Origin of the sequence: Erythrobacter sp. YT30 (assembly GCF_001542875.1) — a bacterium.
In the GTDB taxonomy this organism is placed as follows: Bacteria; Pseudomonadota; Alphaproteobacteria; order Sphingomonadales; family Sphingomonadaceae; genus Erythrobacter.
Genome location: NZ_LMAF01000001.1, coordinates 130,454 through 155,417, shown reverse-complemented (window position 1 = coordinate 155,417; position 24,964 = coordinate 130,454). Strand labels below are relative to the sequence as shown.

15 protein-coding genes are annotated in these 24,964 nt (G+C 55.7%); 11 read left to right on the top strand and 4 right to left on the bottom strand.

The genetic code is table 11. The features are described 5' to 3' along the window. Positions 1-15: 15 nt before the first annotated feature. The 3 genes from AUC45_RS00735 to AUC45_RS00725 form a co-directional block, all read right to left on the bottom strand. Positions 16-1,119, bottom strand: coding sequence for a DUF11 domain-containing protein (locus tag AUC45_RS00735; protein ID WP_067596883.1), 1,104 nt, complete (start codon positions 1,117-1,119; stop codon positions 16-18). Positions 1,120-1,190: 71 nt separating this feature from the next. Then, positions 1,191-1,694 (bottom strand): hypothetical protein, encoded by a 504-nt coding sequence (locus AUC45_RS00730; RefSeq protein WP_067596881.1) that lies wholly within the window; start codon positions 1,692-1,694, stop codon positions 1,191-1,193. 29 nt (positions 1,695-1,723) lie between these two features. After that, positions 1,724-2,704 (bottom strand): hypothetical protein, encoded by a 981-nt coding sequence (locus tag AUC45_RS00725; protein WP_067596879.1) that lies wholly within the window; start codon positions 2,702-2,704, stop codon positions 1,724-1,726. A 605-nt stretch (positions 2,705-3,309) separates the two neighbouring features. Between AUC45_RS00725 and AUC45_RS00720 the strand changes: the two genes are divergently transcribed. The 7 genes from AUC45_RS00720 to AUC45_RS00690 all read left to right on the top strand — a co-directional run bounded on the left by AUC45_RS00720 (position 3,310) and on the right by AUC45_RS00690 (position 19,078). Next, on the top strand, positions 3,310-4,575 hold the full coding sequence (locus AUC45_RS00720) for an EAL domain-containing protein (protein ID WP_197409477.1): 1,266 nt from the start codon (positions 3,310-3,312) through the stop codon (positions 4,573-4,575). A gap of 133 nt (positions 4,576-4,708) precedes the next feature. Next, a complete protein-coding gene (locus AUC45_RS00715; protein ID WP_067596875.1) occupies positions 4,709-7,825 on the top strand; it encodes a S8 family serine peptidase in 3,117 nt (1,038 codons plus the stop codon). 86 nt (positions 7,826-7,911) lie between these two features. After that, complete coding sequence (locus AUC45_RS00710) at positions 7,912-10,395, top strand: ATP-binding protein (RefSeq protein WP_067596873.1); 2,484 nt, start codon at positions 7,912-7,914, stop codon at positions 10,393-10,395. 58 nt (positions 10,396-10,453) lie between these two features. Next, on the top strand, positions 10,454-10,852 hold the full coding sequence (locus tag AUC45_RS00705) for a response regulator (protein WP_369815207.1): 399 nt from the start codon (positions 10,454-10,456) through the stop codon (positions 10,850-10,852). A 335-nt stretch (positions 10,853-11,187) separates the two neighbouring features. Further along, positions 11,188-14,409, top strand: coding sequence for a S8 family serine peptidase (locus tag AUC45_RS00700; protein ID WP_067596871.1), 3,222 nt, complete (start codon positions 11,188-11,190; stop codon positions 14,407-14,409). A gap of 64 nt (positions 14,410-14,473) precedes the next feature. Then, complete coding sequence (locus tag AUC45_RS00695; RefSeq protein WP_067596869.1) at positions 14,474-17,053, top strand: EAL domain-containing protein; 2,580 nt, start codon at positions 14,474-14,476, stop codon at positions 17,051-17,053. Between the two features lie 186 nt (positions 17,054-17,239). Then, positions 17,240-19,078: a DEAD/DEAH box helicase gene (locus tag AUC45_RS00690; protein WP_067596867.1), complete on the top strand. Its 1,839-nt coding sequence runs from the start codon at positions 17,240-17,242 to the stop codon at positions 19,076-19,078. Positions 19,079-19,083: 5 nt separating this feature from the next. Here the strand turns inward: AUC45_RS00690 and AUC45_RS00685 are convergent, their stop codons facing one another. Continuing rightward, positions 19,084-21,741: a DEAD/DEAH box helicase family protein gene (locus AUC45_RS00685; RefSeq protein WP_067596865.1), complete on the bottom strand. Its 2,658-nt coding sequence runs from the start codon at positions 21,739-21,741 to the stop codon at positions 19,084-19,086. Positions 21,742-22,187: 446 nt separating this feature from the next. On the opposite strand from AUC45_RS00685, the gene AUC45_RS00680 reads away from it, so the two are divergent. The 4 genes from AUC45_RS00680 (at position 22,188) to AUC45_RS00665 (ending at position 24,950) form a co-directional block, all read left to right on the top strand. Continuing rightward, a complete protein-coding gene (locus AUC45_RS00680) occupies positions 22,188-22,403 on the top strand; it encodes a DUF2945 domain-containing protein (protein WP_067596863.1) in 216 nt (71 codons plus the stop codon). A gap of 421 nt (positions 22,404-22,824) precedes the next feature. After that, the gene (locus AUC45_RS00675) at positions 22,825-23,310 is read left to right on the top strand and encodes a host attachment family protein (RefSeq protein WP_082700895.1); all 486 of its coding nucleotides are present in this window, start codon (positions 22,825-22,827) and stop codon (positions 23,308-23,310) included. A 34-nt stretch (positions 23,311-23,344) separates the two neighbouring features. Next, positions 23,345-24,397: a DNA topoisomerase IB gene (locus AUC45_RS00670; protein WP_067596861.1), complete on the top strand. Its 1,053-nt coding sequence runs from the start codon at positions 23,345-23,347 to the stop codon at positions 24,395-24,397. After that, positions 24,372-24,950 carry a DUF421 domain-containing protein gene (locus AUC45_RS00665; RefSeq protein WP_233998483.1) on the top strand — a complete coding sequence of 193 codons (579 nt, stop codon included), beginning with the start codon at positions 24,372-24,374 and terminating at the stop codon, positions 24,948-24,950. Before AUC45_RS00670 ends, AUC45_RS00665 begins: the two co-directional genes overlap by 26 nt. Positions 24,951-24,964 lie beyond the last annotated feature (14 nt).

The following is a 24,964-nucleotide window of genomic DNA, read 5'->3' as shown; positions in this document are numbered from 1 at the left end:
ACCAGCTCGGTCAGCTTACGGCGTTGGAGCCGTGGCTGCCGGGATCGTCACTTGGAAGTAGAGCGCGCCAGTGGATCCGCCAGCGATATCGCTGAGCGAACCTGAAACGCGATCAAGACCACCAGTGCCGCCGCCTGCGCTGAATGTACCGCCAGACGATCCACTCGGAACCGTACAGGTTGCAACACCGCTGGCGATCGTTGCTGTTGCATCAACGAAGATGCCAAACGCGCTGTCGAAATCGACTTCGGCAGGCAGGTCATCGAGTACGTTGATGTTGGTCGCGGTTGCAGCGCCTGCAGCGTTCTCAACTGCGATGCAGTAAAGAATTGTCGCCCCAGGAATGGCTTTCGGGTTCGTGGTCCCGTTTACCGGATCGCTCACGACGAGGCTGGATTTGACGACTGTCACCTGAGCGCCCTGGACGTTCAGAGTGTTTTCGTCGGAATCAGCACCGTCATTGTCGATTTCTTCGCCCGTACCGCCATTGCCGTCGGCCAGAACCGTGTCAACAACGCTTGGATCGGTAGAATCGCCAGCGCTTTCAGTAAGTTCCGTACCTAGACCGGCAGCACCTGCAGCGTGTGCATCAGCCACCAGAGCGATGTCGAACGAGTCGCCATTGGCTGCGGCGAGATCAATATCGCCGACAACAATAACAGCTGTTGTCACATCGGTGCCAACCTCATCAAGGAAAGTGATCGGGCCGGCTGCCAATTCAGCAGCGCTCAGAACACGGTCACCATCGGCATCGAGATAGATCTCGATGTTAGAGATGTTGCCTGCCGTGCCCGCGGTCAATGCCGTGGTCAAAGCAAGATCAATATCGTCGTTCGAAAGGTTGGTAACGTCAAACGCCAGAGCCGCATTCTGTGCCCCTGGGCTTGTGTTCACAGCACCGCCAATGGCTGTGACATCGACATTGACGCGGCGGTCAACCGCGAAAGTATCGCTGTCAGTAGCATCGGTCTGCTGCACACCGCCAACTTGATATTGGACAGTGACATTGTTGGTTATGTCCGTCCCCGCGCGGATACCCTCCGCGAAGGCCGGACTGCTGGACATGACAATGAGCGCCGTTGCACTCACTGCACCCAGCAATTGGGTGGTTTTTCTCATTATAGTGGTCCTTTGCGTGTGCCCCATGTCAAAATGCCCGCCCACGGAGCTTGGCGGTTACCTTTCGCTTGTCAGCGAATGATCACTGGAAAGGCGACGCGTCCGCTTTCACCCGGTGCAATGGCGGCGATTGTCCAGCGGACATGCGTCACATCATCATGGGTGGCAGGCCGCGTGGCCCCTGTTTCGTCTGCAACTTGAAGATCGGCGAGGATCCCGAAGGTTGTGCCTCCGTCGACCGATACGATCAGCGCCGGATCAGCATCAGGCGCAAGCTGCACTGCTTCGTGCAGCGGATTGGTCGCTGTCACGTCGGTTGCAGGTGAATTTCCCTTATTTTCATAGCTTAAGCCGAAGCTGAGGCGCGTGCCCGGCGTGAAAACTGTCGGCTCGACAAGTTCACTCGACACATTGCCATCGGCGTCTGTGGTTTCTTTGTAGGCTTTCACATCGCTCTGCAGGCTCACATTGGGCTCAGCAGCCTCGGTTGGAGCGGTTGCTTCCTGGGCGGTTACCGGCACTACGGGGAGTGCGGCGACCAGAGCAGCTGCGACTATTTTTGTTAGCTTGGTCATGAGGTTGGTCCCTTGAGGGTTGGTCAAAATCAATCGATGGTCACATCGAAGGTGATGGCTTGGGTGGTTCCGCCGGCTACGGTGCCGAGATCGACGCTGATGCCGGTGGCATCGCTTGCTTCGCCCACGTCGGTGTCGGTGGCGTCGGTTAACGGCGCTCCATTGAGCGCGAGCGTGCCGGGCACGTAAGTCGTGTCGTCGGGAATAGCGTCGGTTACGGTCAGATTGTCGACCGATCCGCTGCCAACTATGGCTGCGCTGATGGTGAAGGTAACGACCGATCCGGGAACCACGCTGGTTCCACCGAATGGATCTATGACCGCTGCTGACTTGGTTAGTTCAACGTCGGTAATGCCGACGATCAGTGATCCTATCGCGCTGTCCTCCGCACCGCCTGTGCCGACAATCGCATCGCCGCCGTCAGCGCCAGCCCCTGCGAAGGTTGTGCCCGGCGCGCCGGTTCCGGTGACGGCGCTTGCCGTCAGCTCGACGTCGCTTTCATCGGTGTCAGAAGCGCCAGCGGGCACTGTAACGATGACGAAAACCGTAAGACTTTCATCAGCTTGCAGAACGTCGGTCGTCTCGGGTCTGGTCAGGATTACATCAACGCCAGGATCAAAAGTTCCGTTGCCATTGGTATCGACAGCAATGCTTTCGATAGTCGTGTCAAAGTCATTTCCAGCGACCGCAGGATTGGCTGTCAGCTCGAATGCTTCGGGGCCGTTGCCTTGGTTGATGATCTCGAACGTAAGCACCGCTTCACCCGGACCAGCGGAGATTGGCCCTGGATCAAGCGAGGTAACGGTTACGGCGAGGAGCTCGTCCACACGCACGACTACGGTGTTGGAATCCACCGTTTGAACGCCGGTCCCGTCATCGTATGTGGCGGTGGCTGTGTTCTCGATAAGCGTGCCTGCGCTGATCCCGTCTGCAAGCGCAGGCGAGCCAGTCGTTAACGCAGCGGCAGTTAACGTAGCAAACAGCGACCTATTGAGTACCTTCGTATTCATACACAGGGGCGAATACGAGTTAATGGTTAGCGAAAGGTTAGGGTTTGGGCTGGACCGCGCAGAAAACCTTGGATTTTACAACTTTTTTCGTGGTTGAACCTCAGGTAACAAATTGGCGATCTTAACCGATTTTGATCAGCCCAGATTTGTGTGAGAGCTTGGGCAAGCAGACAAATCTGCTTTGCGAGTTACCTGCTCAGAACGCCGTGAGCAACGCCGTGGCAAATCTCAATTGCAGCCTTACAGCGGCTAACCTTCGAATGTAGGCGTGTTCGGCCAGCGTCTATGGGTACTCTTAATTATGAACAAGTAAGGTTAAGTGACGGTAAAATTTTGATGTTGTGGACGTGACCCTTGATCAAATTCAATGAGATCAAAGCAAGCAGGTATCCTTGCCGCAAGTTAGTCAATGCTTCAGACTTTCACGCTACCCGCGGCTTATGACTGGCGAAGAAATTGCTCTAATTTGCGGAATATCAGCAAGCGCTGCCACGCTTGGCTGGTGTGCTGCGCGCCTAACACTAGAAAAGGACGCACCCGCCTCCTCCGCCGTAAAAGCAAATGCTTCCTCCAAAGAAATGGTAACTGCCGACACAAAGGGTGGCGTGGGTATTGCCACAACCTCGCCAGCTGGCGGCGACAGGAGTTTCGCGGCGGTAATCTGCTTCCCCTCCCTCGCCCTCCTGCGCAAAGCAACTGGCGATATGGCAACCGACCATGCCATTTCAAACTTTGCCCAATCGATTGACGGCCAGTTTGAAGATCTGCGTATTCAGCGGATTGGTAAAGAGACCATTCAATGCATTCTCACAGCCGACACGCAGGATGACGCAATCGCGAAAATGCAGGCTGTGGTAAGCGTGCTCGGCGAAGATACCTACACCAATGCAAAACAGGGCTTTGAAAAGCCGCGAGCCGGACTGTCGGAGATCGAGCATTTTCCCGCAGCACAATCAGCATTTGATCTCGCTTTGGACTCAATCGAGCAGGACAAGGACAGGCTCGTCAATTTTGCGGGTGGATTTGGTTCGAGTTCAGGACGAAAATCATCGCGCGAACTCGCGAACGATCTGCGAGAAGCCTTGAAAACTGACGAAGTATCTCTCTCTTATCAGCCGAAATTAGACGTCCGCAATCAAACATTTAGAGCGGCCGAGGCGCTGTTCAGATGGGATGGAGGATCGGCCCGCTCACACACGATTGGCGATGTCATCCTGTGCGCAGAAAAGCACGGCGTAATTCAGGATCTAACGATGTGGACGCTGAAACGCGCGGTGTCCGACCAGCTTCAACTGATTGATGCAGGCGTTGAGCTCAAGACCTTTGTAAACCTGTCAGGCGCGGTGATTTCAGATAGCGAGTTCACTTTGAAAGCCGTCGAGATCATCAAAGGCGCGTCGGGCAGGATCGGGATCGAGATCACCGAAACCTCTGTTATCGAACACGCAAGCAATGCACTTTCTAATCTTGAGCTTTATGAGGCTGCCGGAGCCGAAATCGCCATTGATGATTACGGCACCGGGCTTTCTTCCCTGCGGTATCTCAAACGTATTCCCGCACAAGAGCTCAAGATCGACCGCGAGTTCATCAAGGATCTGACGCGTTCACATCGTGATCCGATGATTGTGCGCTCGACAATAGACCTTGCTCACGCACTGGGATTGAGCGTCACTGCAGAAGGCGTCGATGATCCGACAAAATTGGCTCTGTTAAAGGTGATGGGCTGCGATCAATTGCAGGGCTTCTACATCGCCAAGCCGATGTCTTTAGAGGCATTAATCGCGTTCCTAAATGATCAAAATGCACTTATTTCCTCATTGGATTCAGGCCCTTCCCTGATGCTGAAGCGGGCCGACGTGATCGGGCTGTAAACGATCACCATCAGGCCTCACATAGGTGGGCGATAACCCAGAATTAACGGTACCCGTTTCGCCAAGCGCAAGTCTTCTCCGGCATGTTGCACTGTCAAAGATAACCAAGAGTCGCATTGTCAGGACACTCGACATGATAAAAAGCCGGGCCGTTAGAAAAACTCTCCTAACCAGCGTTGCCATCGCCGCTGCTGCTACAGCGCAGCCTGCACTTGCGAAGGGTTTCAGTTGGTTCCAGTTTCCTATCCCATCACAGCCCGCGCTTCCCGCGACTCAACCTGCGCTACCCGGCGGGCAGCCTGTACTTCCATCCGAGCCGGTGGCGCCTCCGCCCCCTTCAGAAGAGACAACAGACGATACGCGTCCTCTCGATCCGCTTGGGGGCCGCATTCGTTCATTCGGAGAGCGCGAGCTTGATCCACTTGGCGGGCGCATCCGCACCTTCGAGGGCGAGATCGATCCAAACGGTGGGCGAATTCGCAGCTTCGAAGGCGATCTTGAGCCATTTATCGGGCGCATCCGGACATTCGAGGGTGATATCGATTCACTAGGTGGCCGAATTCGCGCATTCGAAGACGATATTGATCCATTTAAGGGCAACATCCGTTCTTTCTGGGGCGACTTAACGCCTGAAGGCGGCGAGATTGATCCCAAAATCGGGCGTATCCGGACATTCTCCGACAAGTTCGTCCCACAAGCCTCGGATCTACTTGTCGCTTGGGAATATGGCGATGTCCCAGCCATGGAAGCTGCGCTCGACAAGATGTATCGAAGCGCCCGGAACAAATGGAAAGATCCGATCAGAGAGCGCACGGGCAAAGGCTTCAAGGGCGGCTTTGCCAATGCCTTCTTTGCAAAGTGGGGTGTTAACCGCGACGATCTGAGCGATCTGCCGAATTGGACACGCTATGAACGCCAGGCATTCGTTCTCGACTGGTATGACAATCTGCTGAATTTCAGCGGGATGGATCAGGTCGATCACTGGATGCACGCGGTCAATTGGAATCCAAGCATTACCCAAGCGCAGAGCGGTGGTTCGAAATCCATTATAGGCCTGATCGACTTCTTCGTCGCTGAAACCGCCGACATTTCGCAGAAAGTGATCTATTCGGGCGGGTACGAGACTCTCGATCAGTCGCACGGCGCAGCTGTTGGCAGCCTTATCGCGGCCCCCCATGACGGCTTTGGTGTGATGGGTATTGCCCCCAATTCACTCATCGCTGCCTACAACCCGTTCGACGAAACCTACACGGCTAGCTGGGCAGATGTAACCGAGGGTATTAAGCAAGTACGCCAGCGCGGCGCAAACGTCATCAACCTTTCGCTGGGGGTCAGCGGCGAAGCGATGCCCGGTGAATGGCGCGATGTGTTCGTGGAATCTCCCGATACGTGGCTGAACACTTCGGTTTTCGTGATTGCAGCAGGCAATGACGGCATTACGCAGGCCAACGATGTCGAATTTGGTGGAGCGTTCGACGCGAACTTCATCCTTGTCGGTTCGGTCGACACCAATCTGGAAATCTCTGCATTTTCAAACCGCCCCGGAACGGCATGCTTGCTCAACAACGGTGTTTGCGAAAACAATGCTGCCTTCGATGGCTCGGACCCTGCATTTGCCGATGGGTCATACCTCAGCCAAAGCGGTCTGTTGATGAACCATTTCATTGTCGCTCCGGGTGAGATGATCCTGGCATCGGATGGCCAAGGCGGCACCACCCGAGTTTCGGGAACTTCGTTTGCAACGCCGCTCGTTTCGGGTGCCATCGCGCTTGTGCAGGATCGCTGGCCGTGGCTCCGCTATTTCCCCGAGGATGTCGCCAAGGCGATCTTGGAAAGCGCGACCGATCTCGGCGCGCCGGGTGTCGATGCGGTTTATGGCCACGGTCTTCTCAACATCGAAGGCAGCCAGGCTCCGCTCGATTTCAACAATCTGACGTATTATCTGAACAATCGAAATGGCAATTGGTGGGACCAGCCGGAGCAATTTTCATCGGCTCAGTTGCTCGAAGGCGGCTTCCAATCTTCTTGGACCGCGCAGGATATGTATTTCAGCGTGTTCGAAGATCTGGTGAACACGCGCCGCGACTTCCTGATCCCTCTTTCATCACGCATGTTTGATACGTCGGTCGGCGGCGTCACTCTGTCCGAGTTCATGTACAATCGCTTTGTCGGCTGGCTGGGTTCTGGCCCTTCGGGCGGCACCGCAGGCTTCTCAGACATGCAGCAGACCGCAGCAATGCCATTGGGCGATGGATGGTCTTTCGCATTTAGCGGCACACAAAACGTCGTTGTTGGGAACCAGTTTCTCGCTCGGCCTGATCTTGAAACATCAGTGATCGTCAATGGCCCAGACAGCTCATTTGGATTTGCTTTCGGCTATGGCGACGGCACTGCCCTTTTGGGCGGTCAGCGCAGTCTGGGCCTCACGTCCGATTACAACCCCATCACTGGTGGCGCGAACCCACTCTTGGGCTTTGCATCAGGCGGCGCGCACATGGCTGCCCGCGCTGAATTGGTTGACGGATTGAACCTCAGCTTTGCAACCAGCCGCCGCGATGGCGCACTTGAAGAACGCATTGCACGTGAGGACTTTGGTCTTGCCGATCGCGCGCTCATCCAAGAGCGCGGCGACTATGAGGCGCAAGCTAGCACCGTTCGTTTGGACTATGCCTTTTCTGGCGCATCGACCATATCGCTTGCCTACACCATGCTGGATGAGCGCGATGCGCTGTTCGGCGTGCGTTCGTTGGAGCCGTCGGATTTTGGCAATGGCACGCGGACTACAGGCATGACGGTTGCGGCCGATTTCGACCTCGGCAGCGGGCTCAGCGTCTTTGGATCGGCAACAGGTTCAACAAGCAGCTCTTCACGCAATGCGGCATTCCAGGTTCGCGATGATTTCTCCAGCGCATTTCAGCTGGGAGCATCGAAAGTTGGGGTGTTGGGCGAAAACGACAGGCTGCGCTTCACCATGGCACAACCGCTTACACTTGAGCGTGGTTTCATGGAGATCGACCAAGTCGCCGTTATTGACCGTCAAACAGGCGAAATCGGCGTTGTCACGCAAAGCTTTGACATCGCCAATGACGTGCCGCGCCGCTATGTGGCCGAAGGGCACTATGCTGCACCAGTGATGAACGGCGCAGGCGAATTTAGCCTGTTCGCCCGAGCAGAACTGCGTCCGCAATCAAACCTTCGGGCTGATAACCCCGACTACGTCGGCGGCATGAAGTTCCGGATCGCTTTTTGATGAATTTGACAGGCCCCTCGCGCCTTTATGGGTGCGAGGGGTTCTGTTTGGCGGTTTGTTAACGGCGTATGGTTAAGGCCTGCAGCATGAGAGCTTTTTTCGCCTTCACGCTTCTAGCGTCAATCTTTGCGAGCAGCGCACTACCGTTGGCGGCGCAGGATCGCGTACAAAGCGAGGCTGCGGCTTCTGCGTTCGACGAGGCTATCGAGGCGGCCAAATCGGACATGATGGCCGATCCTGAAAAGGCTCTCGCCAGTTCCGAACGCGCGCTCAAACTTGCTGGAAACCGAGCTAACAGCGAAAACAGTGTGAGGCGTGCGACAGCGCTGTGGTTAAAGGCCGAAGCGCTCATCTTCCTAAATCGTCTCGATGACGCCGGCGAAATCGCGACCGAGGCTCTTTCCGTCGTCGAGAAAGCTGCACCCGGCACCAAGCTGAACGGTGATCTGTTGCGCTCGCGAGGTGCCGTTCGTGCCATGTCGGGCGATGTGCAATCTGCGATGTCAGATTATCAGGCCGCATTCGAAATCTTCCGCGAAGCAGGTATCACGCGGTCGCAAGCCATTGCACTGCAGGACCTCGGCCAGATCTATTGGGAAGCGGGCGATTACGAGCGTACGCTCAATTACTACGAGCAGGCTGTTGATCTCTACAACGATGACCCAGGCTTCGCGCTTTCAAATCACAACAACCTCGGCGAGACCTACAAGATGCTCAGCCGCTTTGATGAAGCAGAGCGTGAGTATGGCCTGGCAATCGAGGCCGCGCGCGAGCTCGAGAGCCCGCTTCTTGAAACGCGCATCCTGAGCAATCTCGCGCTTGTTCAGGTCGAACAAGGCAAACTGGCCAATGCCAGCGCGACCGCCGATCGCGCACTTGCCCTAGCCCGAAATGGGGAAGCGGCCGATTGGCGCAACTTTGTGTACGGCGTTCAGGCACGTATTGCCTATGAGCGCGGAGCCAAAGCTCGCGCAGCGCAATTTCTTGATCAGGCGTTTGCAGGTGCGGATTTTGAAACCACCGATCTTGTCTATCGCGAATTTCACGAACTTGGCGCGAAGGTGTTCGACGAACTTGGTCAGCAAGGTAAAGCCCTCGCCCATCTGCGCGCATTCCAACGGCTAGATAGTCAGGCGCGCGATCTTGTGTCTGATGCCAGCACGCAATTGCTTGCCGCCCAGTTCGACTTTGCAAACCAGAACCTGCGCATATCGCAGTTGAAACAAGGTCAGCTTAAGCGCGACATCCAGATTGAGCGTGAACGATCAGAATTTCGAACCATGGCCTTTGTCGGCGTTGCCGTCGCGTTGATGATCGTTCTGGGCCTTACGCTCGCCGCTTTCTTCAGCATCAGACGCAGTCGCAATGAAGTGCGCGAGGCCAACAACGAGCTGACTGCGGTTAACACCGATCTTGAGCACGCGCTGAAAGCCAAGACCGATTTCCTGGCTATGACCAGCCACGAAATCCGGACGCCTTTGAACGGCATTTTGGGCACAGCGCAGGTGCTTGTTGCAAGTCGGACGATTGATGAAGACAACCTCAAACGCGCGAAGCTGATCCAGAGCGCTGGCCAGACGATGAAAGCGCTGGTCGATGATCTGCTTGACGTTGCGAAGATGGAAAGCGGCGAGGTCAGCATCGATCTTGCACCGACTTCCGTGAAGGCGATCCTTGTAGATGCCGGCAATCTGTGGGGCGATAAACTGAGAGAGAAGGATCTCGATTATCAAGAGCAGATTGGCGAGCTTCCAGATCTGATAGAGACTGATGGCGGAAGGCTGCGCCAGGTAATCTTCAACTTGCTTTCAAATGCCGTAAAGTTCACTCGCGAAGGCTCAGTCGCCTTACGCGCTCTTCATAATGAGGAAGCAGGCCAGATCACAATTGAAGTGGCGGACACAGGGATCGGCATACCCCAGAACCAGCAAAGCCAAATTTTCGAAGCTTTTCATCAGGTTGACAACGCAACTACACGCGAATTCAGCGGCACAGGGCTCGGCCTTTCCATCTGCCGCAATCTCGCTACTGCTCTTGGCGGCACGATCGAGCTTGAAAGCAAAGACGGAGAAGGATCAACATTCCGGCTGCTTCTTCCCGTGACAGAAGTTGAGGCAGCGGCGCATGATGACGCGGCGGCGCCTGAAAACCTATCAGAATGCCGCCTTGGCCTGATTGAAGCTAACCAGATGAAGCAGGCCATTCTTGCCGGGCTGATCGAACCGCATGTTAAATCGATCAGCGGTTTGGAAACGGCAGAGCAATGCATCGCCGCAATCGATGCAAAGCAGGTCGATCATGTCGTGCTGGATGCAGGGTCGGTCGCCGAGAATGAGGAGAACCTTTCTCGTCTGCGCGACCTGTTGAGCCATGCCTCTTTGGCGGGCGTGACAACAACCGTTCTTCTCTCTCCTAACGGGGAGCTTCCCATTGATCAGATCACGCAGCTGGCGCACTCGCAATTGCTGCTGAAGCCGATTGCCGGGGATGCATTAATCGCCGCTCTTGAAGAGCACTTTGACCGCCAGGAAGATATGGGCGATCCGACCGATTTGGCTTCTGCGGCGTAGCGACGTAACACTTCGTGAACAGTTTCTTCGTAAGGTAAATTCCTCTTAACCGGAGAATGTGCCCGTGCGCGTGTTATACGTGGAAGACAATGCAATGAACCGGCAAGTCGTGCGCGACATGCTGGACGTTGCAGGTGCATCCATGACTGAGGCAATCGATGCCGAAGCGGGACTGAAGGCCGTCCAGGAACAGGAATTCGACATCGTTCTGATGGATGTGCGCATGCCCGGCATGGACGGGCTTACTGCGGTTAAGGAAATGCGCAAAATGCCCGCGCCCATCTGCAATCTGCCAGTCATCGTCGTCACTGCCGACACCTCAGCTGACCTTCGTGAACGCTGTGAGGCGGTCAAAGCTGACGATGTCATCATGAAGCCAGTGGCGCTTCAGGAATTGCTATCATCCATGGGCCGCGTTCTGGCCCAGGGCAAAGGCGCAGACATCGTTCTCGATTGAACCGTCGCCCTTGGCCTCATGCCGCGCATTCAGCCAACTAACACCCGCCGATTCCCCCCTCGAAAGTTCGTCGCGAAACGGTTTACCCGTTAATTGATTTACGATTGGCTCAGTCGCCGCATGGACACTTCCGTTGCCGTTTACCCCGCCTTAACGATTGGAGCGCCCGCCTTGCGCGGATCCTGGCAAAATCGAGGCGAAAAATCCCCGCCCCACGTGCGATTTAACTTCTTAAAATCTTAACCAACCGCATCAACGAGGTTCCCACATTCCCTTCGTATTGGGTGAGACGTGACAGGTGAAAGTTTCGCCAAAAGGGAATTTGGGTAAGTATTATGAAGACCGCTCTTACATATGGCACTGCAAGTGTTGCCTTGATGGTCTCGCTGATGGGCACAGCCCATGCTAGCGACGCCGAGGTTGCCGAAGCGATTGCCGAGGTCGTCGAAGAAACAGCCGAAGACCAAACGGCTAACGATGACGAACAGAGCAATGATAGCTTCCGGATCGGACCAGTTGCACCGGAAGCTTTGGTTTTGGCTCCAGAGCCACCGCTTGCACCTTTCCAATATCCGGCGATCGCTGGCTACAGCGCGCCCGCGCCAACCGCTGGCAACCTGAGTGCAATTGAAAGCGCGCCCGTCACAGCGCCAATACTGCCAACGCTTAGCGCAAATGCTACGAACACGCCGGATGGCACAGTAACGCTGCGCAGCGTCGATCCTCTCTATGGAAACATCGATCCGTTCTACGGAAACATCAACCCGTTCTATGGGAATATCGATGCGTTCTGGGGCGACATCAACCCGTTCTACGGGAACATCAATCCATTCTATGGCGACATCAACCCATTTTACGGCAATATCGATGCGTTCTGGGGTGACATCAATCCGTTCTACGGCGACATCACCGCGTTCTGGGGCGATATTAATCCCTTCTATGGCGATATCGTCGCGTTCGAAGGTCATCTCGATAATCTGAGCACCTTCTGGCAGTCGCACTATCAGAGCATCGATTTGGTGGAGGAACGTTTCGGCCTCATCCTTCTCGATGGGAATGGCGTTATTATCCGTGACGGCGCTCCATCGCGCATGATGACGGCTCTTCAATCCATGATTGACGAAGGCAGAACCCAATTCGGCGCAGCCTACACCGAGAAGACCGGCCAATCCTTTGACGTGCTGGTGAACGAAGTGTTTGCTCGCCATGGCGCCAATCCAAACGATCGTGCCTCGCTCGAATATATGACGAAGAGCGAGCGCGCGATGCTTTATCTCGATTGGCATGATGCGTTGAACCAATATGCCGGTATCGACGCGGTCGATCACTGGATGTCTGCGATCAACTGGACGCCATCCGTCACCGAAATTCAAGGCGGCGGCAGCGACACGATCATCGGCATCATCGACGGAAGCTTTGCCGCAGACGCCGATCTTGGCAACAATGTCATCTATAGCGGTGGTCACTTCAATGAAGTGGGCGGCCACGGCGCCGGCGTTGCCAGCCTGATCGCAGGCGCGCACGATGGCGAAGGCGTTATGGGCATCGCGCCCGACGTGAACATTGCGACCTATAACCCTTTCAATCAGCAAGGCACGTCCAACTGGGGTTCGGTAAAGGCCGGTATCGAGGAGCTGCAGAACCTGCATCTGCACGGCTACAATGACACCGGCAAAGTCAGCATCATCAACCTCTCACTCGGTGAAAAAGGTTCGGTGCTCTCGCAAGGCATGGCTAATTTGCTGTCAGACAAGGATCTCGCGCAATATGCCGATAACACTGTCTACGTGATCGCAGCGGGTAACGAAGGCCTGACGCAAACCAAAAATCTCAACTGGGATTTCCAGGTCGACCCGACCTTTATCATGGTTGGTGCGATCGATCCTGCTGGCGATATTGCAGCCTTTTCGAACCGTCCGGGCAGCGCATGCCTCGTGCAAAACGGCGTCTGCAACGCTGGTAACGAACTCTACATGCGCACCGTTGTTGCACCCGGTATGCTTCTCGCAGTCTCAGATGGCCATGGCGGTGTCTCGCGAGTTTCAGGCACGTCTTTCGCAGCTCCTCTGGTGTCGGGCGCGATCTCGCTCTTGCATGATCGCTGGCAATGGCTTGCAGCGCACCCTGAAGCGAGTGCGGAGATCATTTTCCGTTCTGCTCGCGATCTCGGCGCTCCGGGACCGGATGAAGTGTACGGCTGGGGTCTTCTCGACGTCGCAGCATCGCAATCCCCGCTGAACTTCAACGCAATGTCCTTCACTATGTATCAGCGCGCTGGCGGAACCTATTTCTCTGTCAATCACAGTGCGCAGTCATTGCTCAACATGGGCATTCCGGCTTGGTGGGAAACGAACGATGTGTTCTTTACCGGGTTTGAAAATGTTGGGGACACGTATCGCGACTTCAGCATTCCCGCATCGGCATTCACGATTGGGAAAAGCACCGACGCGCTTGGTCGCGGAATGGAGCGCTTCCAGGATTACATCAACAATCGCTTCGCAACATGGATCAATTCGGGTGGATCTGATTCGAACGGTGATGGCCTTCCAGGCTTCACAGAGTTGCGCTCAAGCGACTCAAATCTGAACGGCGAGTGGGCGCTGCGCTATGACGCCATGGCGCCGCAATATGCGCCCAACGGCGAATTGCGCTTGGTCCATGGTGCTGCAACGATCACCGAACCTTCAGGTCGTGCATCGTTCACATTCGGTCACGGTCAGGGTGCAATGGCGCTGTCTGGTAACCGCTTCGGTGTCATCAGCGATCATGATCCCTTCACCGGCGGCGTAAACCCGGTTCTGGGTCTCGCTTCTGGCGAAACCTTTATGCAGATGGGCTATCAGATCACGCCGAACACCAAAATCAGCGTGGGCTTTTCTGAGAACCGCGATGACTGGGACGAATTCAACAACACAAATCCAGAAGAAGCACTGCTTCGTCAGGCTATTGGTGATCGCCCAGCGCAGGCATTTACGCTCGATATCGAGCAACGTGTCAGCGATCGTGTGTCGGTCAACGCGCAGTATACTCGCCTCAACGAAGTAAACGCATTGCTGGGCACGCAGACCGCTTCTGCAGCGTTGCTCGGGGGTGGTTCGCAAACCGATGCTATGACTGTTTCGGCCACGATTGATGCTGGCAATGGCTTCACCTTCGACATCTCGGCCACCGGTGCACGCACCGAAACGGCACGCGATCAACTGTTCACAAATGCTGGCGCAGTATGGAGCACTGCTGGTCAAGTCACCGCCACCAAGCGCGGTATCTTTGCCGGAAACGACACTCTGCGTCTTTCTATGGCACAGCCGCTTCAGGTCGAAGACGGATCGCTTGAGGTTGTTAGCGACCAGGTCATCAACCGCGAAACGGGCGAAATCGGCGCAGTTACGCAAACTTTCGGTATCGAAACTCGTCGCCGGATCACCACAGAAGCAGTTTATGCGATGCCATTAACCCAATCTTCTGAGTTCGGTGTTTTTAGTCGCTACGTTAGCGCGGGTGACACCTTCAACGAAGCCGGCTTCGTTGTTGGAGGGAATTTCAACATCCGCTTCTAAACGGGAATTAGAACAGCGTCGGGGCACAGACTCTGCCCCGGGGCACCGAAATGGAGAGCTTGGAATGGAAAGGGCTGTCGCCTCGCGCACGCTGATGCTGCTTGCTGCTCCATTCCTGATGGCAGCTACGCCCCTCAGCGCCCAAGGTCCCGGCGCAGACCAAGCTTACGAAAAAGCGATTGGCGAAGCCAAAGCTCAGATGATGGCCGATTCAGAATCGGCGCTGGCTCATGCAAGAGACGCGAAATCATATGTCGTCGGCAGCGATGATACAGCTCGCAAGGCACGCCTGACCGCGCAATGGCTCGAAGCAGAAGCGCTGATGCGCCTCAATCGAGCTGACGATGCAGCACAGCTGATTGCCAACTCGCTTGAGGAAATCGAAAAGGATTTCGACGGCTCAAAACTCCACGCCGACCTGCTTCGTTCGCAAGCGGGCCTTTATGTACGCAAGGCTAAGTATGGCGAAGCTCTTTCGGACTTTCTGACAGCGAACGACATCTACAAGGAACAAGGCGAGGACCGCAGCCGTGCGCTGATCCTTCAAAACATCGGATCGCTTTATTCCGATGCGCGCGACTACAATCGCGTCCTTTCCTATTATCGTCAGGCAAGTGAAGCATATCCTGACGATCCTGCCCTTGCCTTGTCGGAACACAACAATGTCGGCAATGCGCTCAAGGAACTGAAGCGCCTGGACGAAGCCGAAGCGGAATTCCGCGAAGCACTCGCCGTTGCTGAAAAGATGGACAGCCCGCTTCTCGAAGCGCGGATCCTCACCAACATCGCATCAACGCAATATCTGGCCGGAATGTATGATGAGGCGGAGCAGACCATTCGCACGGGCCTTCGTATTGCATCGGCCAATGCTCCAGAGTGGCAGCCATTCCTGTATGGCGTGCGTGCCCAGATCGCGCTTGCACGCGGTAATCAGGATCTTGCCGAAAACTATATCTCGCAAACCTTCCACAACGAAGACCTGTCTTCAACCTCGCCGTTTTTCCGTGATTTTCACGATACCGCTTACAAGGTGTATTCGCAGCGCGGCGATTTCGGCTTGGCTCTGAAGCATTTCGAAGCGTTCCACAGGATTGATGACCAGGCGCGCGAGCTCTCATCCGCCGCCAACAACGCTCTTTTGTCCGCACGCTTTGATGCGGCAAACCGCGAGCTCCAAATCTCGAAACTCTCGGTGGAAAAAGAAGCGAACGAGGTTCGACTGGATGCTGCGCAAAACCAGAACCTGTTTTTGACGACCCTGATCGGTGTGGTCATTTTCGCGTTCTTGCTGGCGCTCTTCCTTCTGCGAATGGCGATTAAGAGCCGCAAAGGTGTGCAGGAAGCCAACGCCAAGCTTACGCACGTGATCCAGCACGATGCTCTGACGCAAACATACTCGCGCGATCACTTCCGCACCTTAACGGAACAGGCGATCACTGAGCGTGTGAGGAGTAATCAGACTCCCATCCTTGGCTTTATCGATCTTGATCGCTTCAAGCAGGTCAACGACGTCTATGGCCATGCAGCGGGCGATCAACTGCTGATGAAAGTCGCCGACCGCTTCCGCGAAACTGCAGGTCCAGATGCGCTTATCGGCCGTCTGGGAGGCGACGAATTTGCCATCCTAATGCCATTAGGCATGTCGATTGACGACGCCGAGGAGCTTTCCAATCGCGTCATCGCTGAAGTGAGCGAGCCCTACCGGATTGAGGATTTTGAAATCTACATTGGTGCGTCCATCGGCCTGACCGAGATCACCGAAGAGGCCTCAATCAGTGTCTACATGACCAATGCCGATCTTGCGCTGTATGAAGCGAAGAATCGCGGTCGCGGCACGACGGTTGTTTATCAGCCTAACATGCGTGCCAAGCTGGAAGACCGCTCAAGCCTTGAACGCGATCTCGAAGATGCACTGAACGATGATCAGCTGTTCGTTTCGTATCAGCCGATCATCCGCGCTGAAGACAATTCTATCATGGGTTACGAAGCGCTGATGCGCTGGACACATCCGGAACGGGGCATTGTGCCGCCAAATGTGTTTATCCCTGTCGCTGAAGAAGCTCGCTTGATCGAAAGCCTAGGCACCTGGATGCTGCGCACGGCCTGCGATGAAGCGACAAATTGGCCCGAGGATGTGAAGCTCTCGGTGAATATCTCGACTTTGCAATTGTCGGATGCATCCTTCCTGCAGACAGTTGCCCAGGCACTTGCATCATCCGGCCTCGAGCCCAGCCGCCTGATGCTGGAGCTTACAGAATCGCTGGTCCTCGAAATGACACCGCAGCTTGAACGCCTGCTGATCAGCCTAAAAGAGCTTGGCGTTTCGCTTGTACTCGATGATTTCGGACGCGGATATTCCTCGCTCAACTACATCGAGAAGATGGATTTCTCGATGATCAAAATCGATCGCGAGTTCGTCCAGTCCGCCGCTGTAGGCTCATCGCGCAGCCAGGCGGTTGTTTCCGCCATAGTTGCTCTGGCCCAATCGCTAGAAATTGACGTTACGGCCGAGGGGATCGAGGACCAGTCGCAAGCTGATGCCATGGTCGAATTGGGCTGCACCTGCTGTCAGGGCTATCACTACGGGCGTCCCTCGCGCACGATCAAGCCAGTGCGCGAAAGCGCCAAGCGCGTCGCGGCGTAAGACAGCGTTTCGCTTCGCACTCGCGAATTAGCACAAGCCAAACCACAATTTTCCCGCTATGCGCGCTGCCATTGCGCAATTGGCATAGGCCAATGCAATCATGAGGCAGGTGCTGGTTGATGCACATTCTCATGCTCGAACCTCCCCAGCTCCGCCCGTTGCGCAGCCAATCTAGCGAAATGCTATATGTCTTTTGAATCCCTCCCCCCCGCCCTTGGCGAGGCCCTGGCCGATCGCGGCTATTCGGAACCCACTCCTGTCCAAGCAGCCGCAATGGATCCCGAAACGGCAGGCCGTGATCTGATTGTTTCAGCGCAGACCGGCTCTGGCAAAACCATTGCTTTCGGTATCGCACTCGCTGATCAGTTGCTGGATCAACTAGGCGGCTCAGCCTTGGCTGAGAGGCCCCTCGCCCTGATCATCGCGCCTACGCGCGAACTCGCTCTTCAGGTTAGCCGAGAGCTTGGTTGGCTCTATGCAAAGGCAGGCTTGCGCATCGCCACGTGCGTTGGTGGTATGGATGCGAGCAAGGAAAGGCGCGCGCTGCGGTCCGGACCGGCGATTGTTGTGGGAACGCCGGGGCGCCTGCGCGACCATCTTGAACGCGGCGCGCTTGATCTCTCCGGCCTGATCGGCGTGGTCCTCGATGAAGCAGACGAAATGCTCGACATGGGCTTTCGCGACGACCTTGAGGAAATTCTCGATGCGACGCCTGAGACGCGCCGTACTCTGCTGTTCTCAGCAACGCTCCCCCCACAAATCGTCCGCCTTGCAGAGCGATATCAAACGAACGCTTTGCGCCTTTCGCTCGCGGGTAAAGATCGCGGCCATGGCGATATCAGCTATCAGGCCATTACCATTGCGCCGTCCGAGATTGAGAACGCCGTGGTCAACCTTCTGCGCTTTCACGAGGCAGAGACCGCCATCTGTTTTTCCGCCACGAGAGACAGCGTTCGGCGGCTGCATGCGACCTTGCAGAATCGAGGATTTGGCGTTGTTGCGCTATCGGGTGAACACTCGCAATCAGAGCGCAATCAGGCGCTTCAGGCATTGAGGGATCGCCGCGCGCGCGTCTGTGTAGCCACCGATGTCGCGGCGCGCGGGATTGATCTGCCAACACTCAGCCTCGTGATCCATGTCGACACCCCGCGCGATGCGGAAACCTTGCAGCACCGCTCTGGCCGGACCGGGCGTGCCGGCAAGAAAGGCACCGCCGCGATTCTCGTTCCCTATAATCGCCGCAAGCGGGTTGAAAGCATGCTGCGCAGAGCCAAGATCGAGGCTGAATGGCTAGGCGCGCCCACACCTGACACGATCCAAAAGAAGGATCACGCTCGGCTGATGGAAACGCTCACCACCCCTGCCGAATACGAGGATGATGACCGCGCTATTGCATCAGAGCTGATGGAGCGGATGTCAGCCGAGGACATCGCCGCAGCTCTAGTGAAAGCCCACAGGGCAAAGATGCCGCAGCCCGAAGAAATGCTCGCCAACACGCCCGAAGCGCGCGCGAAGGCCAAAGCTGACCGGCAGCGTCCCGGATTTGAAGATGTGGTATGGTTCAAGATGGATGTAGGCCGCAGTCAAAACGCCGAACCGCGCTGGCTTCTGCCTCTTATTTGCCGCCGCGGGCACATCACGCGCAATGAAATCGGCGCGATCCGCGTTGGCCCTGATCATAGCTGGTTTCAGGTACCGCGCGCTATCGCTCAGAAGTTCGCCGATACTGTCCAGAATACGGCAAATAGCGACGACAAACAGGACGCGATCCTGATCGAAGAGTCCGCCGATGGTCCGCGTGTTGAAGCGCGCAGTAACCGCCGGAAATCGGCGCCGAGCGTGCGCGCGAAGCCTCTTCGTAAAGGGCGCGGCGATAAGCGCGAAGCCAAACGCAAAGCAGCCCCAAACGCGAAGTCGAAACCGAAAGCCGAGAAAATCTTTGCGAAGAAAGGCAAAGCAGCGCCAAATCGAAAAGACAAAGGCAAGCCAAAGGGATCGAAGAAGCGCGATCAAAAGCCCGAATAGCGGGGTCAGAGCCAGGCTGATCGACGATCAACCGATCTTTGGAACCCCGCTGCAAATGATCGCATCCTAGCTTTAAGCAGCATCTGACGACCTTCCGCGCTTCGAGTGAAAACCAGCCGCGATGATCCAACCCTGCTGTTCCAACGCTCAGCAAAGTCTTCTGCCAGCTCTTTCTTGGCGCCGAGCGCGGTAGGCACCGCGTGATAATCGGTACGCCCGATCAGGCCCAGCCATGAGCGCCGCACCAGTAGATATCGCGGATTTTGCACCGGACCCAAGACCTCAGCGATGGCAATCATGATCTGCCGCTCCGTCGCTCGGTTCACACCCGTTACAATGATGTCCTTACGGCCATCCAAACTGGATTGAACGTCAAACCTCGCGCGTGCAAACTCCTCTGGATTAATGACACCCACAGCACTCAGGGACCCAGCCACGGCCTGGGCCACTTCCATCAGGCTGCCTTCCAGCGAGCCATTGCGCCACGCCAACCGGCCAGCCTGGAGTAGGCTTGGCAAGCTCGCGGCTGTGGCAACGCCTGCAGCGCCGAGAGCGACCCAAGCCAGACCCTCTAGCGATGCCACAGCGCGAAGCTCGTTGGCCCCCGCCACTCCCGCAGTCCCGGTAGCGGTCCACGCCAGCGATTGGAGCGTGTCAGACCAGCTGAGCGCGCGAGGCGCGTAATTGGGAGCCGCCGTCTCGCGCACCTGCGAGCGTTCCTCACCTTCGCCAAGCGATTGCTGCCATTTGCTCGCTATGCTGGCTCTATCGTTGGCGAGCGCGATTGTGGCGGCATTCTGATTTTGCACAGACAGTGATGGATCGAGACCAAGCCTCCCCAACCCGCTTTCGATCAGGTTTGAATGTCCATTCGAAATACACTCAAACGCCCTGAACCGTCGCGCCACCGTTCCAATATCCGTGAGCCCAGAGCTGCTGTCATTGAAAGCGCCCCATTCGAGCGAACTCGCAATAGCATCAACCAATCCGTCCATGCCCGGCTCAATCGTTGCAAGATGCCAGATGTTCGACACCTTCTCAGGATTGCGCGGATCAATTCGAATAGCTCGCCCGCGCATCTGATTGGACAGCACGAATGATGCAGTGTTGCTCGCCAAGACCAGCGAATTGAGCGCAGGCGCGTCCCACCCTTGGCCCAACAAAGATTGCGTGCCTACCAGAATGCGGATGTCCCCTCGCTGGAAAAGCGCGGTGATCAACCGGGTAAGGTTGGCCGAATTGGATGATTGAAGTTCAACATGACCGGGGCAAGCCTTGATGGCTTTTGTTCGGATGTCAGCCGTCGTCAGCCCCAGTTCTTCGAGCGCGCTCCTTAACCCCGCTTCTGCACGCTTGGGAACAATGACAAGGCTGCCGGTCAGAACCGCAAGCCCATCGGGACAGACATCTGCACGGCGTAGCGTCTCGAATATTGGTATCACGCCCAGCTTTGCGGGCTCGAATGGATCCGTTGGGCTTTTTGGCAATTCTCCCGCGCGAATGTGGTCCGAGAGCACCGCCATCCGCAATCGGTAGCGAAGGAAAGCCTGCTCAGTTTGGGCGATCTCGCAGATGCTTTGCATCTTCCCAAGGCTTGATGCGAGCAATCGGAAAACCGAGCGCGTGTGCCGTAATCGTACTCGCTTGCCCTCAATCAAGCCGTGCTGATGCAGTCTATTCTCCAGCGCCTTGCGCCGGGACGCATCGATCGAAAACGCCTCGCGATGCTGGAACACTAATCCATCAAGCAAGCGCTCAAGCCAGAATTCCGATGGAATAGGGAGGTCCCGCGCAGTTACACCCAATAATTTCAATGGTTTCTTCGGTAGTGGTCGCCCTGCTGACCCGAGCATAACAAGGACTGCAGAAAGCATTTCCGGCGCATCAAGGATGGCTTCAAGATGCGCGTCAGGATCGATAAGCCAAGGATGCACGGCAAGCCAATCAAGCAATGCATCATCACCGCGGAGATCGACTTGCAGATCGCTGATCGCCGTGCGGCGACGTTCAAGCAACTCAAGCGCATCTTCAGTTGGTTCGGATAGGATTACGTGATCCTGATGCGGGCACAGATCTCCGTTTCTCACAAGCTCGGGGATGCCGATCTCTAGATCAATCGGCCCGCACAGCGTCTCGTACCGGTTCCACTCGGCAAGGCTTGCATCATAAGGCGGCGTGGCTGTCAGCGCGACGATTGTCACGCCAGTAAGTTCATTCGCAAGACGATTTAGGCAATCCCACCACGCCTTTCGCAAATGGTGCGCTTCATCAAGCACAAGCGTGAATTGTCCATGGGCGTTAAGTTGGTCGATGAGCGAGGAAAGATCATCCGAACGTCGGAAGCTGTCGAGCGATTGATAGGTCGACAGCGTGAGTGTCTTGCGATCATCCAAATCGCGCGAGAAATCTGCGTGGCCGGGCAGCTCAGGCATAAAGAGCGGCGAGAGCCTTTCGCGCCATTGATCCCGGATCGCGAGGCTGGGCGCGAAGACCAGCGCAGGTTTTCCAAGCTTACGCACAATCTCCAGGCCAAGAACGGTCTTGCCTGCTCCGGGAGCCGCGACAATATGCAGCCGGTTATCGCTGAGATGCTCGTCCATCTCTTTGAGAATTCGGGCCTGATAGTCGCGCCAAATCCCTGAAAACCGCATCCGTTCGAGCATGGGAACGCGATAGGCTGAACGGAAGCATCAGCAAAGCTCACTGAAGTATATGTCCAGAAGTTCGTCGTGAGATCTGAGGGACCTTCGAGATCGAAGCCAGATACCTAGACCAACTGAATTCGCGTCCTTGCCGAAAGTGGCTGAGCTAATGCCCCTTATCGGATTGCCTCAGTAAGAGGAGCTTCTCCCATGCATAAAAGACCGATTTTTTCCGGCAGAGTGGTGGCCGCTTCGGGAGTTCGATGAAATTGGGATCAAGGATTGGAGATGCCTTTGCTACCGCCCTCACCCCCTTGATACCTTATGTGAGAAACGGGATTACACGCGTAGCTTCTGCCGCTTTTGCATCGCACCAATTTTGGAACTTTTGCCCATCGAAACTCGTATCGCAGATGCGATGTCGGCCCTTAGGCCGGCACATCTTACTTAATCGAATGGAGCAACACATGACTGGATACGAGGAAGGAACAAAGATCGAATGGGATTGGGGTAATGGAACTGCAAGTGGCACCATTGTGGAGCGCTATACTCAGAAACGGACGCTGAAGATTGACGGCAACTCCGTCACGCGCGACGCGAGCGAAGACTGCCCTTCGTACAAGATTGAGCAAGCCGATGGTCAAGAGGTTTTCAAGAGCCACTCAGAGGTTCGCAAACGCTGACCTTCGAAGTCAATCAGAGACGGCGCGCGGGAGGCCCGCTGAGATAGTCAAAAGAAATATTGGAACCAATCACGTCCAAAAAGCCTATTCTGATTACAAGTTGTCGGCACCCTGAGACAAATAAATTTCGCATGACGATTAGCAGCATGCGACAAGAATTCTCGGGGTTGCCACCACACTACAATTAGGAGAATGGATATGACCTGCGCGTCGATCTTTAAAAGTAAGCCGGATCAATGGACACACCCGCGTCCATTTAGCGATCCATCAACCCGTCTTCGTAAACACGGCCCCATTAGGCCCTTACAAGAACCGAGCTTTCTTGAGCGACTCTTTCTGGCTGACTGAAGACACTAACCTCGCCCGATAAAGCAATGAACTGGCGCCCGGTAACTGACGTGCGCTCAAAGGAAGCCCAATAATGGTTTACGAAACCAAGAGCCTACCCGATCTTGATGCGGACAAAAGCAACGTACCGCATGACTGTTTGGTACTGATTGCCGACGGTGAAAAAGCGTTGTTCTTGCGAAACGAAGGTGATGCGAAGGCACCAAACCTCTCTGTCGTGCGCACAAAAGAGCAGGATAATCCACCAAATCGCGAACAGGCCGCCAATCGTCCGGGTCGGATGTTCGATGGTACAGGACACAAGTCTAAGGTTGACGACACCGATTGGCACCAGCTCGCCAAAGATCGCTTTGCCAGCGATCTGGCAGATCTCCTCTACGAACGTGCACATCGCGGTGAGTTCGAAGACTTGATAATCGCTGCTGACCCCTCCACGCTCGGCGAACTGCGCAAAGAGCTTCATCAGGAAGTAGAAAAGCGGATAATCGCGGAAATCGACAAAGATCTCACCAATCACGAGGTCAGCGACATTGAAAAGCTGATCGCAGAACACGCCTGACATAGACTTGTTGGGAAGCCGATTGGGACAAACAATGAAGTTGATTTCGGATATTCAGCAATCCCAAGAATTGCTTACGCGCGTTCCGCCTCCTGAAAAGCTGCGTTTCGTTGCGGACACAGTGCCAGGAATTGCCCGCCAAAAAGAAAAGGACGAGTTCGTATACTTTTCGCCCGACGGAAATCGTATCGATAGCGAGGACGAACTTGCTCGGATTAATTCACTCGGCATCCCTCCCGCCTGGAGTGATGTCTGGATATGCACGGATCCCACGGGGTATTTACAAGCAACGGGCATCGATGCCGCCCAACGCAAGCAATATCGATACCACACCGCGTGGAGAGCTTATCGTGAGCGGACCAAGTTCAGGCACTTGGTTCGTTTTGGTGTGCGACTGCCGCGTATCAGGCGCCGCATCAGACGGGCGTTCCGCAACAGCAAGTTCGCTGATCGAGAACTCGTGACAGCCGCTCTTGTCAGATTACTCGATGATGCACCGCTACGGATTGGGGCAGCAGACAACGATCAAAACGCGGTGGGCGCATCGACTCTCAAACGGCGCAATATTTCCATGTCGGACGACACCATCAGGCTCGACTACACGGCGAAAGGCGGAAAGCGAGTGCGCCGCCAGATTAAAGATGCGCGACTTCTGAGCGTGCTGGACACAATCGACGATTTACCGGGCCGCACCGTCTTTCAATATGTTGGAGACGACGAAGAGGTTTATCCATTGCGATCCGAGCAGGTGAACGAGTGGCTGAAGGCGGTAACCGATGATAGCAATGTCAGCGCCAAGATGTTTCGGACGTGGTCTGGATCGCTCGCCGCTTTCACTGAAGCCGTAAGTGAAGAAACAATCACGATCAAAGCGATGAGTGAGGCAGCATCAAAGCGGCTTCGCAACACTCCAGCGGTTGCGCGGCGCAGCTACATTCACCCTGCGATAATCGCTCTCAATGAGGCCACCTTTGATGAGCGAAAAGGCCTTTTGAGCCGGCTTGACAATAGCGCACGCGATTTGACGCGGGTCGAGACTGCCATGCTGCGCTATCTGGCTGATGCGGAAAAATGCAGCTCTGATTGACCGGATGTTCTTCGCCAACGCCCCTGAACTTGATCTTGCCCTGCGAATTCTCGTGTTGGGGCCCCTCGCCCTTGTAATAGTTGTTGTTGCCACAAGGGTTGTGGGGCTCCGCTCATTCTCAAAAATGACAGCCTTCGATTTTGTGACGACGGTCGCAATCGGCTCTCTTCTTGCGGGGGCGGCGGCAGCGAGCAAATGGCCAGCATTTCTGCAAAACACCGGAGCTATTCTCGTGATCCTCGCTGCGCAGATGGCGTTGGCAATATTGCGCAGGAAAAGCGATACAGCGCAGTCTGCGATCGCAAATGACCCGCTTTTGCTTATGGAGGATGGGGAATGGTGTTCTGAAGCCATGGACACCACCCGCGTTTCGAAAGCGGATGTGTGGGCGAAACTGCGCGAGGCCAATGTCTGCGATCTGTCGCGCGTGCGTGCAGTCGTGCTCGAAGCCACTGGCGATATCTCGGTGCTTCATGCGGATAGACTTGATGACGCTTTGCTTCACGACGTGCGCAGCATAGGAAGCACGAAACAGCCGTTGAGCAATGGGTAGCGACATCTGCCGCG